The sequence below is a fragment of the Paenibacillus alkaliterrae genome (genome assembly GCF_021532375.1).
GTDB lineage: Bacteria > Bacillota > Bacilli > Paenibacillales > Paenibacillaceae > Pristimantibacillus > Pristimantibacillus alkaliterrae.
Window position 1 is genome coordinate 17,653 of the sequence record NZ_JAKGAP010000010.1, and the last position, 16,467, is coordinate 34,119.

Sequence of the window (16,467 nt, forward strand, 5' to 3'; positions counted from 1 at the left end):
GAATACGAGAAAAAGCTGTCCCGCGGGACAGCTTTTAATCCTTTAAAAATCGCTTAACTCCAAATTCCTAAATGCTCATCGCTTTCTGTAAGAACGGGGATGTCCAGGCGAATAACGGTTCCTGCGCCGCGCAAGCTGCCGATTCGCAAGCCGTATGGCTCGCCATGATGAATTCGGATCCTGTCGTGCACATTGCGTAACCCGATGCCGGTAAACCTGTATTTGGAGCACTCTTGCTCGGGATTGCTGTACAGCAACTTACCAATCTCATCCCGCGAAATGCCTACGCCGTCATCGCGTACATAGAGCCTGATCATGCTCCGCTCCAGCTTCCCTTTAATCGTAATGACGCCTCCATTGTGCGGAGTAATGCCATGGAACAAGGCATTTTCCACCAGCGGCTGCAGTGTAAGCTTAAGAATCCGGTATTGCAGCAGGCTCGGATCGATATCAAGCTCGTATCTATATTGATCCCCGTAACGCACCTGTTGAATGTGCATGTACATACACAAGCCTTCCAGCTCTTCTTCTATCGATACATATTCCGATTGTTTATCAAAGCTGAAGCTTAACAGCTTAACCAGGGAGCGGATCGTCTCGCGCACCTCGTCAATTCTCTGCTGCTTAGCCAGACTGCTTATGCATGCTAGCGTATTATAAAGGAAATGAGGCGCGATCTGGCTTCGCAGCATCTTGAGCTCATATTCCTTCTTCTGTTCCTCCGCCGACTTCGTCTTCTGCAGCAGGCTTTGGATCCGCTCAAGCATGGCATTGTAGCTTTGTGTAAGCCTGCCGATCTCATCCCTCCTCGTTACCGGAAGCTTCGCTACAACCTGTACGTCGTTAAGCCGGTCCATCTTCTCTACGAACCTGCGGATCGGTTTCGTGAAGGAGCGGCTGAGCAGGTACGCGCTGAACAATAATACGACAGTCCAAACGATACTCGCCGTCCGGTAATTGTTGTTCAGCTTCTTCAGGTCCTGATAGAAATAATCTTCCTCGATAAAAGCCGCCAATGACCAGCCCAAGCGATTTGTCGTCGATTTTACGGCTACGAGCGGCTTTAAAGCATTCCCATCAATGCTGCTGACACCGACTTTAAGAGAAACGAGCTGCTCCTGAAAGCTGTCCTGAAGCGCCGGCGGATAGGAGGCGGGGCGAAAGGGCAGCAGCTTATCGCGGGAATCCAGCCGATTAATGACATTCCCGTCTCTCGTAAATAAGGCATAGGATTGGTAGATCATCGGAGAGATCCGCTCCGTAAGCAAATCCAGACTCACCTCTGCAACTACAACCCCCTGCACCTCTTTCTTGGTACCGGTTATCGGCAAAACGTAAGCAAGCGTATGTCCGGACATAGGCGAATAGTAAGGCTCGCTGACGTTAATGGCTCCATAATTTTGAAGCGCGAGCTCATACAGCCCCGGCAAATGCGGATTGCCGATGATCTCATAATGCACCTTGGTGCTCGCGAATACCTTGCCGTCGGATCTAACCATGTACAGCGTCTTGGCTATCGAATTGTTATAGTTGGCGAATTTGCGGAGCGTGTCGAAGGCCGTCTCCTCATTCCCCTCCTTTAGCAAATCGGATCGGGTGGAGAGCAGCAGCAGCATATTTTCTACATTGTCGAGACTGGCATCAATATATTGATTGGTCCGGCCTACCAGCAGCTCGGCATCGCGAATGACTTGATTTTTCAGCAGGCTCTCGGCCTCATGGAGATTCCGCCATGCAAGCACCATAACCAGCAGCAAAGTCACAATGAATAAATAGATGAACTGCTTTGTGGCAAGACCAAGGCTGCCATACCAATTGATCAGCTTCGACATGTTAACCATTCTCCCGCGTCCGGTCTCGAGTGCCTCTAAATATGCGTTTGTAATCCGTCGGGGACACCCCGGTCCAGTTACGAAACGTAACGGTAAAATAGCGATAGCTCGGGATTCCGACCTCTTCCGCGATCTCGTACACCTTCTTGTTCGTTCGTTTAAGCAGATCGACTGCCTTCTCCATACGCAATCGGGTAATATACTCATTGACTGAGCTCCCCGTCTCTTCACGAAACAGGCGGCTGACGTAATGAGGACTTAAACCAACCTGCTCGGCAATGACCGGAAGCGATATCGGCTGCTGCATATGGTCTTTGATCCATTGTATCGCGGAGCGGATTTCGATGCGCGAGCGCGTTCTTCCGCTTTCCGCTGCCGCGATGTCACGGTTCAGACAGGTGACCATCCGGGACAAGGTTTCCGCTCCCGTCAATTGCGTAACGCTGGAGCTGTCAAGCTCTGCACCCTCCTGTGCCTTCATCAGCCAATCCACGAGCCAGTTCAGCATACGCTGTTTGAGCTGCTCCGGCCGAATGCGATGCGTAACGCACCAATGAACAAAATCCCCCTGCATGCAATTTTTTAAGCTTGCGGCGGAACAGCTGGCCTTTCTTAGCATCTCGTTCATTTCCTTGGTCTGCTTATCCGTTATGTCCATTAAAGGCAACGGTTTGCCAATAAACACATGATTTTCCGTAAGGCTGTCATAGAAGAGAGCATCTTTCCATTCGGTCGAGCAGGCCAGTGAGAGCGCAAGCTCTTCTTTGTTCCTGAACGGATAGCTGACAACCGCTTGAACCGATACAGGGGGATCAGTCAGCCGTCCCTGCTCCTTCATCGTGTCGGCCAAGGCATGTATCATACCGTCCAGCGATTGAACGGCGGGTGCCGCAGAATGCGGCAAGGCAATAATGACAAAATACTCCTTCTCCCGAATCGACAGCCATATCAGCCAATTCGGGTCCGTTCTTTCCATCTCGGACAACATATGCTGAATTCGCTGTCTTGCCTCAAGGTAAGCATGATTCGGAGCATCGAGAATCAAGCGTACCCATACATGGGATATATTCCCATCCATCGGGATCGGCTGCCAATCGGTGCTGTTCGGTTCATGTCCGTGCAGCAGCTTGCCGAATAATGCGGCTAGCAGCATCCTCCGTTCAGCTCTTTCGTTAGCGCGAATATTGCGCTCCTTAACGATCGCGTCTCTTACTTTATTCATTGCATGCTTTAACTCTTCTTCTTCCATAGATACCTTCAATATATATTCAAGCGCGCCGAGCCGGAGCGCTTCCTGGACATAATGAAAATCACTGTGGCAGGTCAGCAATATAATCTGAATAGCCGGATACCGTTTCCTCAGTTCCCGAATAAGCGTGATTCCGTCCATGACCGGCATCGTAATATCCGTTATTACAACGTCCGGCGCGCAGGTCCCGCACATGTGCAGGGCCTCTTCGCCATTGCTGGCTTCGCCGATCAAAACAGCATCGCATTCCTCCCATGGGAACATCCGAAGCTCCTGCCGCAGAGGAATCTCATCATCGACGATTAGAACGTTCAACGGCTGCACGGTCATGATACCTTCTCCTTTCAAATCGCTGTGCTTTTACAGAGAATGTATGAAAGCGTTATTATAACATGGCTTATTATAGAGCATAAACTCTGATCTCGGCAACCTCTGCCCGCGTACCGCCATTTGTGCCATCGATCCATAATTTGATTTTCCTGGACATAAACTTATTGTCGGGTATATGCACTCTCTTGCGCTTATAGTTGTCCTGTTCGGCCGCGATTGTTATCCACTCCTCATTAATAAGCGCCTGAATCCGGTAGCTGCGCACGACTTCGGGAATAGCCTCGAAAGGCGTTCGATGATGGTGCAAATTGATTAAATCCTCATTGACATCATCATTAAAGGTAAGATGAACTGCGCCGATCACCTTCTCGCTGTCCCAATCTAATTGTATCCATTCCGGTTCATCCGCGGACATTTTCCTGGAGCTCCAAAGATGCGGGCCTTCGAACGGCCGGACATAGCCGTCTGTAACATGACCTGCTGCGAATGCCTCCGTATTCGGCGTCGCCTTCAGGCAAATCGGACGGCGGTTCCACTTCCGCATGCTCCACTGTGCTACCGGCTGATCGGGCTGATGATCCTCCAGCATCGTGGAAACCGTCGACTTCGGTCCTTTCTCGAAGCAAAGCACCCCCGTTAACGGTTCATCCGATCCGTACAGCGTTATGGCTTCGTTGGCTTTGACAACAACAAAAGCATTGCAGGCTGAGGCCGGCTGCCAATGCAGGTCAAGCTTCACCCACTGCTTGTTGCTTGCGGATACGGCGGCAGAAGCTGTCGTTATCAACTGCTTGGGCACATAATTTTCCCCTTTGCCGGTATGCCATAGCTCTACTTCAAGCTTCGTGACTTGCTTAACATCTACCAGCAGCTCGATCGACTCCAGCATGGGATGTACCGGAAACAAGATGCCGATATCCTTTACGAGCGGATGGGTATATGTCGCGCTTTCAATCGCTATTCGCTCCAGGGTGCTGGATGCTGTAACCCGAGCCGATTTCGCCAAATCTTCCGGGTCTGCTCCGGCTATTCCGATGATCGACGCGTCCTGCCGCAGCATGATCTGCTGCAGCTCCTGCATGTAATCACGGTGCAGCATGCGTGGAGTAATCCCCTTCTGTACGGCTAACGCTGCGCCGCTGCCTGCCGCTTCGCCGATGACGGCACAGGTTGCCATCACTCTTGTCGTACCGAAGGCGACATGAGTAGCGCTTATATCCCGGCCTGCAAACATCATATTGCGAACATTACTAGAGTATATGCTTCGAAATGGAATATGATATATACCATCTGAATACAGATGCTTCGAGCCGCTTTCCGCCGAGTACATCCCTTGCGGCGGATGAAGGTCGATTGACCAGCCCCCAAAGGCAATGCGGTCTTCAAACGGCTCCTGCGCGATAATATCGTTTTGATTAAGCATGTAATCGCCGACAAAACGACGATATTCCCGTTTACCCGGAATCGATCCTACCCACTCCAGCGTCATTTTGTCCGCATCGAACTTGCCTGAATTTTTAATATAATCCCATATGCCGTAAATTACCGACCACAGCTCGTCGCGGATACGTTCATTGTCATGGACCGTATCCAACTCGCCGCCCCATTCTATCCACCAGTAGTGGCAGCCCGAGTCGCCGCTGCGGATAACCCGCTTCATCGGGATCGTCGTTTGCGTAATGTCCTTGGCAAAGCTTGGAGGAATATATTTAACCGGACGGTCGGCCTCCTTCGTATAGAAGAGAAGCGTGCTCCCCAGCGTAATATCGTCGGCGGTCTCCGGCGCCCACTCCTCGTTGAATTCCTCCTTGGCTTCACGGCCGATCCTATAGTTGGCTCCGGCTAGAAACCCGACGAGTCCGTCCCCGGTACAGTCGATAAACATGTTGCTTTCGAATCGAATTTTTCTCTCCGAGCCCATCATCCAGCCGGTGACGGAATGAATAATCCGGTCCTCCTCCGGTCCGTCAGCTTCCACCTCATGCACATCCGTGCTCAGGAACAATCGGATGTTCTTCTCCGCTCGGACGGTCTCCAGCACAACAAGATCCCATAAATAAGGGTTTCCTTCGCGATTCCGGTACTGGTTCTCGACGAACATTTCTCCCATGATGCCTGTTTCCCGCGCATACCGCTGCGTTCCATGCGCCGTAGCGCCGCAAACCCACACCCGAACCTCGCTGCTGGAATTGCCTCCGAGGACGGGGCGGTTATTAACGAATGATACGGTCTGTCCCAAGCGCGCGGCAGCCACGGCAGCGCAAACGCCTGCCAGTCCTCCGCCAATTACGGTTATATCGGAAAGCACATGTTCAAGCTTCATGCAGATAACCTCCATTACGTAGATTTGATTTCATCTTAAGCGAGAGGATAGTTTTTTAACATGCACTGCGCTATCATATATCCATATACTTTATTTCAGCATGGAGGCGTAGAGAAATGACACTCCTAAGCTCCAGTCTTTATCCTATACTTTCTAATCATATCTTTTGGAATCATAAAACCCGGTTTCAATTCGACGTAGACACCTATGAGCTCTGGATCCTCTTCGCCGTGGAGGGCGGGAGTTTCTCCTACCGGATCGGGGATGCGGAGGCAACAGCCCAAATGGGAGACGTCGTCGTCTGCCCGCCGGGCCTTAGCTTTCATCGCAGCGTTATAAACGCGCTCACGTTTCATTATATTGGATTTTCTTTGGGCTCCGTCCCGGGCGAGCTAACGAAGAGGACCGAGGAGGAAGCAGCTATCCGGCTTCAATTAGCCTCATCGGCCTATAAACTGAACATTCGAAATTTAGATAGACTGGCCGATAACATGAAGCTTTTAAAGCTGCATGCCGAGACGGTCGGCGAACTGAGACATTATTGGCAAAATCATGCTTTAAACGATATTTGGCATTTCTGCCGGCATAGCGAAGCAGCCCCGGCCGATGAAGAGAACCGTCCGGCGGATCCGCTGATAGAGCGGGCAAAGCTGTATATTCATCAACACGGCTATGGGGAGATGAGCATGCTCAAGCTTGCAGCCGAGCTCGGTATCAGCCCTGTTCAGTTCAGCCGCAGATTTTGCAAAAGCATGGGAATGACGCCATCCGATTACCTAAGTCATATTCGTTTGGAGAAAGTAAAAACTCTGCTCATTGAAACCCAATTTCCTCTCGAGCAAATCGCACTGGCATGCGGATTCAGCAACGGGTTTTATTTAAGCCGGGTCTTTTCGAAAATAATGAAAGTAAGCCCGTCCGCCTACCGGAAGATGAATCGGGTGTAGAATCCCATTATCGCGAGCGCATAGACAGTTTTTTGAAAATTGTTTTATTTTTTTGAATACATTTACAAATCACACCACATAATAACCTCACATCCAACAAAGGAGTGAACATACATGAGCAGAAGAAAATCGAATACATTGGTAGTACCGCAAGCAAAAGCAGCACTTAATCAAATGAAAATGGAAGCAGCGCAACAACTGGGCGTACCGTTTTCACAAGATGGATACAACGGTAATTTATCGACTCGCGACGCTGGTTCCATTGGCGGATACATTACTAAAAAGCTGGTTCAAATCGCAGAACAACAATTAGGGCAAGGCAGATTCTAAAAAGAACGAAACGCTGATCAATAACGCATTGAGACTCAAAGAAGTGCATCCCTTGGAAATGGAAAAGCCCCTTGGTTATTCCGGAGAATCCCAAGGGGTGCATTTTTTATGACATCCTCACATTCGCACGAACGTTGAAAGGTTTTTACTTTTGGCTGACCTCCTTCTCTTCGCCAGGCTTGTCATCCGCAATTTTAAAATTCGGTCCGATATTTTTAAAATCAGGGTTTTCCCCGCTCACCATTAAGCCCATACCCCAATCAAAATGCGAATTCACAGTTGGAAGATCGGCCGCATCCCGGTACTGAATAAGTACATTTCTTCTCGTTCTTGTACTCCGGTTGACATCGGAGCCGTGAATAGTCAGATAATTGAAAAACAGCACGTCGCCGGCTTCGGCCGGACAAGGTGTTCCCGATGAAATCGGATGTTCTTTATGATTTAGGTAATGCATGCCTACATGCTGCAGAGGTCCTTGCTTGTGAGAGCCGGGAATGACGCGGAGGCATCCATTTTCCGTATCGGCATCATCCAAATGAATGCTGGCAGCGAGCATGGAATGATCGCGGTGAGGAAAATACGGATAATCCTGATGCATCGGAAAAGCCGCTCCGTTCGCGGGAGGCTTTACCAGCATTTTAGTATGATGCATCTGAACATTAGGGCCGATAATGGCATTTAAAACCGCTGTCATATTCGGATGAATGACCGCGCGGGTAAATGCAGCGTCATGAAAATGAACATCGTGAAAGCCTTTAAGCACCAACTTTTTGAGCTGCTCAGGCGGCAGAAAATCTCCTTGCCAAGCATGGTTATGATCCGCGTTGGAGCGCGCAGCCCGTTGAATGATATTTTCTACCGCTTCTCTCATGGCCGCCACTTCATCTTGATTAAATACTCCCTTTACTAATAGATAGCCATTTTCCTTGTAAAATTGCACATCGGCATGCTCAATCATTCTCATTCTCCTTATCGCTATTTAGATTAAAATATAGTTTAATTATAGTAACCGGACGGGGAACCGTATTTGGAAAACGACGACATCTTTTTGTAATATTACGCCAAAGGGAGTATTGAAGCCATGTACCAGTGGAACAAAAGCGAAGAACGCCTGAACCGTTACGCAGGGTTGCTTAAAGGAGCAAACCTGACCTTTCATGTGTATTATTGGGGGACATCACAGAACTTGACCTCTAATGTTGTACACAAGCATTCTTTCTTCGAGGTCTGCTACGTGCTTGCAGGTACAGGTTTATATATAGAGGAAGGTGTCTCTTATTCCCTATATGAAGGCGTTCTCTTTTGTTCTCGGCCCAACATCTTCCATCAAATAAAAGATGTGGATTGTCTTGATCTGCTTTATGTAGCGTTTGAGCTGGACGAGAACCTTACCATGGCTGATGAATTTGAAAAATACCGCCATAATCTGAGACATGGTGCCGTATGGCTGGAGCATCTAACGGATTCACCGACCGTATTTATTTGGAAGTCACTGCTTGTACCGAAAAATGCCGAAAAAGCTGCTCCGATCTCCGTACTTCCCCAGCTTGCGCACGCTCTGCTTGCTTCTTTTCCGGCCGTTCTTGGCATGTACAGCGGATCGGAGGCTGTATCAATGGATTCGAGCGCCGCTCTCCATATTCACCGGGCAAAGCTGTACATCCGCGACAATCTCGGCAGCAGTCCGACGTTACCCGAGGTAGCCAGTTACCTCAATCTATCGGAGCGCCATTTATCACGCTTGTTCGCTCAGAGCATCCACGAGTCCTTCTCGTCGCTCCTTCAGAAGGAACGGATTCGCGCGGCGGAACAAATGCTTATCCATACACAAGACCCGATTAAAGAAATCGCCGTCAGGACCGGGTTCTCGTCGGTTCATTATTTCACCAGAGTGTTCACTAAATCCAAGGGTATTCCCCCCGCTGCTTTCCGTGAAGCAGGACGTCAGAACTAACCTTATTTTTTTTATGCATATCCTTCCTTGTGCAAGCAACTGATAAACATGCTATAATTATGAGTGCGTTTTCTTAACATTCATGAGGCTTGGGAGGTGGTCGGAAGATGTTCGCAAAGCGACTAAAGCAGCTGCGAAAGAAGAGAAAATTGACCATGCAGGAAGTGGCCGATTATCTTGGGGTTGCAAAAAGCACTTATGCGGGCTATGAATCCGGCTATCGTCAGCCGACGATTGAATCCATTCAAACGATTTCCCGCAAGCTGCGCACGTCTGCGGATTATTTGCTCGGACTTACCGAGCTTCAGGAGCCGGCAACGGAATTGAACCATAATGCGAAGGAATATTTAAATTACGAGCAGCTTCATTGGGACGGGGTGCCTTTGGAAAGGGACGACCTGGAATTGATCCGAAATTTGCTCGAACGCGTTCTCCGCGACCGAAATTTACCTAAAGGGGAATAAACCATCCTCTGGGCACACGCAGAACACAAAAAGCGCCGTAAAGTGCACAGCTTAAGCTGTGATCCTCTACGGCGCTTTCTGGTGCATCAGTTAAATACAATGATTCCTAGGAATCATAGACGTCCATGTCAACGATCTTGCCGTCAACATAAGTAAAGTCCATTTTCGCTGTACCAAAACCTGCCATCGTCTCTGATACATTCATCACTTCCAGGGAAAGTGCTATCCATTGTTTTTTCTCCATTGTATTTCACCTCCTTTCAAGTGCAGTTCGTATTCCTATTGCAGCCGTTTGAGAAAACGATAGGCGATCAAGCTGCGCATAAGTATCTTTAAGTGAGGGTCATCAGCCTGCTCCGGTTTAATAGATGAACCTACCTTGCTCATCGACTCCTTCACCTGCGTCAAGTTCAGGTAGCGGGAAGTCTGCTCATCCCTGCACAGCGTACGAAGCTCTTCTTCTATAGACGGCCACCGGGGAATAATCCGATGCACCCAATCCATGCCTTGAACGCCACGCGTCCGCTGATTCAATCGAACTTTATCCGGCAGAATATTTTTGGTTGCTCTGCGGATAAGAGAACGCCCGAAGCCATCCTTAACAAATTGCTCCACGGGGATCGACAGACAAAACTTGATAAGGCGTACATCGCTGGTTACATCCCGTTCCCATATTCCCAGCCGGTAGGAGGACTTCGCCGAAATGGTGCCCTGCATGCTTAAAACCGCCTGATTGCTGAAGTAATCCTCACGTTCCCCCAGCATTTGATAGGTTGACTCCTTCAAACCGACATCATACTGCGACAGCTTCTCGAATACCCCGGAACTCCTTGCAAAATCAGGTTGAATAATGGGAGGTACCCCCGGTTGAAAAGGAGCCGCTTTTTCCGGAAAAACCTGCTGTCTAATCGCGCGAACGATTCGTTTTCGACCGGTGCCCAGTTGTCTGCCGTACTTTGTAATCTCACGGTATAATTGGAGCCATTGGAGCTTCTTCAGCAGCAAGCTGTAATAACCGATAGCAGAACCCCAGGATATGGAGTAATTCCCTCGGGCGCCTGTGAGCAAAACACCAACTCCTTGACGGGCCGCTTCTTCATGAATGCCTTTAACCCAGAATGCATTTTCGAAATTTTTGAAAGGTCCTTCTAAACTGTCAATCCATTCATCAATCTCAGTAAAAGGACTTATCCGCGGAAAATCTAAAAAGTTAGCCTTAATATTTCCTACATAATCGACGATGGACTGAATATAAGGACTTTCATCCGAAAACATGTTTCTGGGCGTCCAATCTTTGAAATCCCGCTCTGGAATATAGCTGAAGGCTTGCAAGCTCTTGCCTTCCTGGGAGAGCATCCCCGCTGCGAACCCTGAAACCGAGCCGGAATCGAGTCCCCCGCTCAAGGTGACTCCCACCTGCTTGAAGGTACGCAGTCTGGAGCGAACCGATTCTTGGAAAATTTCTTGAAAGGCCTCCACATATTCGTCATCAGAGCTTAAGGTTAGGCTCTTTTCCGGCATTAATGAGCCATACTTTGCAACCGTAAGCTTCCCCTCTTGCAAAGTAAAAGTATGTGCGGGAGGCAGTTGCAAAACATCTGCGTAATAGGTCGTATGGACATCGACGGCATCTAGAAGCGTCGGTATCGCCAAAAACTCGGCAAATCTCTCATCGCATAGTCTCTTATCTATTCCCGCTAGGTTGAATAGCGGATGGATTACACTGCAGAACGAGAATTGATTCGAACTGAGGTAATAATACAATGTCCTGCTGGCAAGCTGATCTCTCGCCCCATACAGCAGCTTTCTGCTTGCATCCCATATAACGAAGGCGAAGTCTCCAATTAGATAACGCGGCGTCTCCGGCCCCCATTTGAGATAAGCCAGCAGAATGAGCTCACTGTCAGTCATAGTGCTTCTTCTGTCTCGCACTACCTCGAGCTGCTCGAACAACTGCCAGCGATTGTCGATGATCGCATCAGCGGTTATGGCAAGTCCCGATTGCTCATCCCAATAAGGAAGCCGCTCATAAACCGATTCCGGTGTTATCCATTGAGACCGGCAGCCGAGAAGAACCGACGCATCCTCCCATGTCTCAAAGCCGTTCCCGGGAAATTGCTGTACTGCTTCCATGAATGCTGCAGTACCATCGGTTGGATGAAGAGACCTATCGAATTGTATAACACCGGCAATAACGCTCATGCAATCCCATCCCATCGACTAATACTTCATTACACACTTACCTAACTGTTGATGCCTGTTTGATAGTTGAGCAGTTGTCTGAACTTTCCTTTGGCCTCTTGAGACAGCTGTTGATAGCCGCCTTGCTGAATAACCTTGCCCTGCTCTATGACAATTACCTGATCCGCATTGCGGATGGTCGACAATCGGTGGGCAATGACAATAATCGTCATGCTTCCCTTAAGACGGTCAAGCGCCTCCTGAATTCGCCGTTCATTCTCGCTGTCCAGCGCGCTGGTCGCTTCATCCAGCACAAGAATGGAGGGACGCTTCAATATGGCTCTTGCGAGTACAATACGCTGCCGTTCTCCACCGGACAACCGAATGCCCCGGTCACCGATGACCGTATCCAGACCTTGCGGCAGTATGCGTACAAATTCATCGGATGCTGAGAATTTCAAAGCGTTCCACAGCTCGGTATCCCCGGCATAAGGGTCTACCAGCTTCAGGTTATCCCGAATGCTCGCATTGAAGAGAAAGGGATCCTGTGCCACATAGCCGATTGAGCTCCTCAGCGAGAGAAGCTGATTCTCTTCTCTCAGCGAAACGCCGTCAAACAGTACTTGCCCGCTCTCCGGTTGAATAAGCCCCATGAGCATATCAATCATCGTGCTTTTACCCGCACCGGACATGCCCACGATAGCCGACATGCGGTTCGCAGGAATATATACATTAATATCACGCAGAGCGAATACTGTCTCATTAGGGCCATATCGGTAATTGACTTGTTTGCATTCGATTCCGTCTTGCAATTGATAGAGCTCTCCTTCGTACGATGAGCCTGACAAGGTGAGCTCCTTCTCCTGCTCATATTCCTTCTGCAGTTGGCGCATGGCTTTGAAAGCAGGAAGATTGGTCGCCAGCTGTTCGATATTCGTCTGAATCCCGATAAACCTCGGCCACAGCCGCGAGAAGATGAGTACAACCAGAATCAATTGCTCGGCCGGCGTATGGAAGACCTCTAGAGCTAAATAGACGAATCCGGCAATAAGAGCAATGGAAGAGATACGGTAGATGAACTGAGACAGAGAATTAACTCGTATTAATTGGACAACGTTACTCTCCAGCTCCTTGCTCAGACTGTTGAACCAATAGATATGGGAGCGTTCCAGCCTGTTGCTCTTAATATCCTTGATGCCATTGAAATGATCGTTTATTCCTGCAAAATAGCTCTGAGACAGCTCCGTCGCCTTATCGCCAATATGCCCCGACTTCTTAATAAACTTGCGCGAAAATAGAGCGAGCAGCCCTCCGCTGATAAGCACGACCGTTGTTAACAACGGAGACAGCCAGAAGGCCAGGCCGGTTTGAATAACCGTAAAAATAATGCCCGTGACCATCTGCAGGAAGAGGGAAGTACCATAGCTGACCCGTCCGAGCTCGTTAACCATAACATGATGAAAATCTGACTTACGCCTGCGGAGGAAAAACTCCCACTTCGCCCCAAGCAGCCCCTGGTACGTTTCCGTCCGGAGCGAACGGACGAAGTTCTGCAGAATCCGTGTGTTCAACACCATCTGGCTGCGTTGAAGCAGTGCCTGTCCCCCTACGATTATCACGTATATCGCTAATACGACCGGCAAGTTCAAATCGATCGACCATGACTCGATGAATTCGAATAGGAAGGGAACAAGCGGCACTTCATCCATATTTATTTGGAATACACCTATAATGCTAAGCAGTGGAACGATCAGATAGATTCCGATGCCGTCCAGACAGCTGATAACGATTGTTGTGAACATATTAAGGTACAGACGGAATCCTGAGACCAGGTGCATCTTTCGTATAAAATATAATAAATCCTTCATATAGATAGACCCCTAATGCGGATTACCGCTCAATTGGCGACAGAACCTCAGCTTTTGTGCGATTCCCGAATACTGCAACGACAGCATACCGCTCCAATCTTTCATTGCCGGTTACATAGTACGACCCGCTGCGCAGCCAAGCGTGTGCAATCATTTTTCCTGTCTCATCCCTGCCGCTGCCCAGATAGAGCGTACTCGCGATCTCTCTTCGCTCCAGCATCTTCATTGCCGCGACAGCCTTGACCAAGCACTGACTTTCCCACCATGTCATGCGGCTCATCGCATGAACGGCTTTGGATACCTTACGATGCAAGAGATCCTGCTCCGTAGTGCTCGTATATGGTGTCTCCCTCATATGCTCGCCAAGAGAAGGGGCTACTTTTGCGAATGGAAGCAGCTTAAGCACTCTGGCCCAGGCTAAGTAAAAATAAGCCTCCACGTACATCCGCTTCAAATCTGCGGGGTATGCTATAAATCTACGTACTTTTCTTATCACTTTCCTATACAAGTTCATTATTCCTTCCTAACTTGTATGAGTCCTTCGGTTGCAAGCTTCTGTAAGAAATGGCGAACTTGCTGTTCGCACGATTCGGGCTCTATCTCATACTCGGTCACTAATTGCTTCACCATATCTTGTATGGACACTGGGGATGCCATCAGCTCCCACACCCGCCCCCCGATCTGACCTAAGTTGTAGTACTTGCCGTTCTCGATGCTCAGCATGACCTTCTCACCGTTCATATCGCTTACCAAGTAACCATCCGACTGTACAACAAGTTCGTTAGCGGTAATTATATCAACGCCCATGAAATAACAACCTCCTCTTTATGAATCAGACTGACAATTTGATCAACTAAGTTAAAGGCAGAGAAGCCGTCAACCGGGCGGCGGAGCTGGTACACCGGGAGCTGGGAAGCCAGCCGGGCAATCGATTGAAATTGCCATTGCTGCAGGTTCAACAGATGGAGAAGGGAATTTCGATAGGTATGCACATTTAAGACATGAAGCCCTTCTAATCTGTTGTAAGCTTTAATAGACGGTTCTGGTTCAAAGACTTTGGTTAGCTCAACTACGCCAGCGAGAGGGAGAGGCTCTCTGTAAAATTGATACTGTATAGGCACGGCGTATTTGTTAACCCTTTGGTAAATCGTTGAATAGTTTTGAGAAAGCAGTCCTAATTGCTCTATGCTTTCCTCCCACAGCTTCTGCTGCGGATAGGACGGATAGACAGTAGCTGCTGACGAATCATTGGATAAGGAGACCGCGATAACATCATCCGTCATTAATGGATATCCAACGCGTGCAAACGCTGCGGCAAGAGTCGATTTACCGGCACCCGATTCCCCGACAATTGCGTAAACCTTCCCGTCAATGACGACTGCACTCCCGTGCAGGGGCAGAATCCCTCTCTGCATGAGCAGTACGCCCATACAGGTTCCGAGCAGGAAAAGCCGAATCTTCGCCTCATCCGCTCCCGGGTATGGGGTTATCGTGATATGGGCACCGGATGTAATGCTGTAAAAGGCTGTTTCGGGTACATGGAAGAGAAATCGACCGTTATCGAAGCGGTAGTTGGCCGTTGTAAATTGATCCTGGCAATCTTCCTGCGGTGGATTCAATTCAATTTCTACATCAAATTCCGAAATAATTCCATGTATTTCATATGCTTCAGGCAGAACAATCTTACTTCTAATGTTCAAACCAAATATTCGATAATAATTCAGAGTAAACACCCCGTTTAGCAAGTAGTATAAACTTTGTATTTATTTATACTATTCGTATAGAAAATTCATTTTATGTCGCTTTTTTCTAAGAAAAAATTAATTATTTATGATATTTCTCCAAAACCATAGAAACGGCCGGAGCGGGAAATAGAGAAAATGAAGTGGTTTATATAGCGGCAGCAGCGACATATCTTGCACGTTAGGTTCCAGGTGATTTAGCAGATATCTCGCCCTTTGCCTGCCTGTCATTAGGGATAGAGTGTACCGGAAATAATGCCAAACGACGCTTTTCTCCGGCACCGGGTTTAATTTAACTATTTTTTTGATAAAAAACAAAGATGTTTTCGCTAAACGAAGAGTCTTCTTATTATCCGTCAGTTGATTCATAGAATGAGGAATCTTTGAATCAAGCAGATTGAAAGCTAATATGAAAGCCTGTCCTGTGAATGATTGTCCACCGTGCTGTTTAAAATACACATGCATTTTCCCGCTATCTATTTTAGGCATTAAACGATCTATATCCATTAACCAGCGCAACCTGAACCAGGCATGCCTGGCACCATGATTGGCAAGATAATAGAGCAGGTCTTCATTCCCTAAGCAATGAAATGACTGATTTAATAAATGAACTTTATTTTTACGTCCCCACAGTCGATTGAATGAATGAGAATCATTAGAATTAGGATTTAATCGCCAGTGAATTTCAACTTGTACGGAATGTTCTTTATGCCGGAAGGAAAAATGGTGAAACTTATTTTTCCAATTATGAATTAATAAATGCTTATCCTCTGCTTCATAACCAAGCTGTGTCATGACTTCCTCTGCTCTTTCCACATCTTCTGCATCGATCAGAATATCCAGATCTTTGGAAGTCCTATGCGACATATCTCCGTAAAGTTGAATCGCCAGAATGGGGCCTTTCAACAAAATGGTGCGTATGCCGTTGTCTGATAATTTTCCGCAAACTTCATTCATCTCTTTAGTCAGCTGCATCATCTTAATGACATTGGAGTTGTAATGATAGCGGAGCGTCTCCATAATATCGGCAGGAATAAGGGATGAACGGATTTGATTTAGTTTCAAGTAAACGATCGGATAAACACGATGATGCAGGGTTAATTGTATAAACGAATCCCACTTCAGATTCGAAGTGAATTCTCGTATCCTCTTCTCATCCAACTCTTGAACGTCGCGCAGAATGAATAACAGAAATGATAATTCATTCGAAATATCGCTTAAATCAATTTTCGCTGCTTTAATCATGA

15 protein-coding genes are annotated in these 16,467 nt (G+C 48.1%); 4 read left to right on the forward strand and 11 right to left on the reverse strand.

The genetic code is table 11. From position 1 onward, the window contains the following. Nucleotides 1–53: 53 nt before the first annotated feature. The 3 genes from L1N85_RS05640 to L1N85_RS05650 all read right to left on the reverse strand — a co-directional run bounded on the left by L1N85_RS05640 (nucleotide 54) and on the right by L1N85_RS05650 (nucleotide 5,734). The gene (locus L1N85_RS05640) at nucleotides 54–1,832 is read right to left on the reverse strand and encodes a cache domain-containing sensor histidine kinase (protein ID WP_235235818.1); all 1,779 of its coding nucleotides are present in this window, start codon (nucleotides 1,830–1,832) and stop codon (nucleotides 54–56) included. Between the two features lies 1 nt (nucleotide 1,833). Next, nucleotides 1,834–3,411, reverse strand: a complete 1,578-nt coding sequence (locus L1N85_RS05645; protein WP_235235821.1) for a response regulator — start codon at nucleotides 3,409–3,411, stop codon at nucleotides 1,834–1,836. Nucleotides 3,412–3,481: 70 nt separating this feature from the next. After that, a complete protein-coding gene (locus L1N85_RS05650) occupies nucleotides 3,482–5,734 on the reverse strand; it encodes an FAD-dependent oxidoreductase (protein WP_235235823.1) in 2,253 nt (750 codons plus the stop codon). A gap of 116 nt (nucleotides 5,735–5,850) precedes the next feature. On the opposite strand from L1N85_RS05650, the gene L1N85_RS05655 reads away from it, so the two are divergent. Both L1N85_RS05655 and L1N85_RS05660 read left to right on the forward strand, forming a co-directional pair. Continuing rightward, a complete protein-coding gene (locus L1N85_RS05655; protein ID WP_235235825.1) occupies nucleotides 5,851–6,681 on the forward strand; it encodes an AraC family transcriptional regulator in 831 nt (276 codons plus the stop codon). 114 nt (nucleotides 6,682–6,795) lie between these two features. After that, a complete protein-coding gene (locus L1N85_RS05660; RefSeq protein WP_235235826.1) occupies nucleotides 6,796–7,011 on the forward strand; it encodes an alpha/beta-type small acid-soluble spore protein in 216 nt (71 codons plus the stop codon). A 145-nt stretch (nucleotides 7,012–7,156) separates the two neighbouring features. Here the strand turns inward: L1N85_RS05660 and L1N85_RS05665 are convergent, their stop codons facing one another. Beyond that, on the reverse strand, nucleotides 7,157–7,969 hold the full coding sequence (locus L1N85_RS05665) for a phytanoyl-CoA dioxygenase family protein (protein ID WP_235235828.1): 813 nt from the start codon (nucleotides 7,967–7,969) through the stop codon (nucleotides 7,157–7,159). A 123-nt stretch (nucleotides 7,970–8,092) separates the two neighbouring features. Between L1N85_RS05665 and L1N85_RS05670 the strand changes: the two genes are divergently transcribed. Together L1N85_RS05670 and L1N85_RS05675 are read left to right on the forward strand one after the other, a co-directional pair. Continuing rightward, nucleotides 8,093–8,965 carry an AraC family transcriptional regulator gene (locus L1N85_RS05670; RefSeq protein ID WP_235235830.1) on the forward strand — a complete coding sequence of 291 codons (873 nt, stop codon included), beginning with the start codon at nucleotides 8,093–8,095 and terminating at the stop codon, nucleotides 8,963–8,965. Nucleotides 8,966–9,072: 107 nt separating this feature from the next. Then, nucleotides 9,073–9,429 carry a helix-turn-helix domain-containing protein gene (locus L1N85_RS05675; protein ID WP_235235832.1) on the forward strand — a complete coding sequence of 119 codons (357 nt, stop codon included), beginning with the start codon at nucleotides 9,073–9,075 and terminating at the stop codon, nucleotides 9,427–9,429. Nucleotides 9,430–9,535: 106 nt separating this feature from the next. On the opposite strand, the gene L1N85_RS05680 is transcribed toward L1N85_RS05675, so the two are convergent. From L1N85_RS05680 to L1N85_RS05710, 7 genes are all read right to left on the reverse strand, one after another. Beyond that, nucleotides 9,536–9,673, reverse strand: a complete 138-nt coding sequence (locus L1N85_RS05680; RefSeq protein WP_235235840.1) for a paeninodin family lasso peptide — start codon at nucleotides 9,671–9,673, stop codon at nucleotides 9,536–9,538. Between the two features lie 35 nt (nucleotides 9,674–9,708). Further along, nucleotides 9,709–11,631, reverse strand: a complete 1,923-nt coding sequence (locus L1N85_RS05685) for an asparagine synthase-related protein (RefSeq protein WP_235235842.1) — start codon at nucleotides 11,629–11,631, stop codon at nucleotides 9,709–9,711. Between the two features lie 41 nt (nucleotides 11,632–11,672). Continuing rightward, entirely contained in the window at nucleotides 11,673–13,478 is a 1,806-nt protein-coding gene (locus L1N85_RS05690) for an ABC transporter ATP-binding protein (RefSeq protein ID WP_235235844.1), read from the reverse strand. A gap of 22 nt (nucleotides 13,479–13,500) precedes the next feature. After that, entirely contained in the window at nucleotides 13,501–13,992 is a 492-nt protein-coding gene (locus tag L1N85_RS05695; protein ID WP_235235852.1) for a lasso peptide biosynthesis B2 protein, read from the reverse strand. After that, nucleotides 13,992–14,285 (reverse strand): lasso peptide biosynthesis PqqD family chaperone, encoded by a 294-nt coding sequence (locus L1N85_RS05700; protein WP_235235854.1) that lies wholly within the window; start codon nucleotides 14,283–14,285, stop codon nucleotides 13,992–13,994. The genes L1N85_RS05695 and L1N85_RS05700 overlap by 1 nt, the downstream gene beginning before the upstream one ends. After that, on the reverse strand, nucleotides 14,270–15,178 hold the full coding sequence (locus tag L1N85_RS05705; protein WP_235235856.1) for an ATP-binding cassette domain-containing protein: 909 nt from the start codon (nucleotides 15,176–15,178) through the stop codon (nucleotides 14,270–14,272). The genes L1N85_RS05700 and L1N85_RS05705 overlap by 16 nt, the downstream gene beginning before the upstream one ends. 120 nt (nucleotides 15,179–15,298) lie before the next feature. Continuing rightward, nucleotides 15,299–16,465, reverse strand: coding sequence for a nucleotidyltransferase domain-containing protein (locus L1N85_RS05710; protein WP_235235858.1), 1,167 nt, complete (start codon nucleotides 16,463–16,465; stop codon nucleotides 15,299–15,301). Nucleotides 16,466–16,467 lie beyond the last annotated feature (2 nt).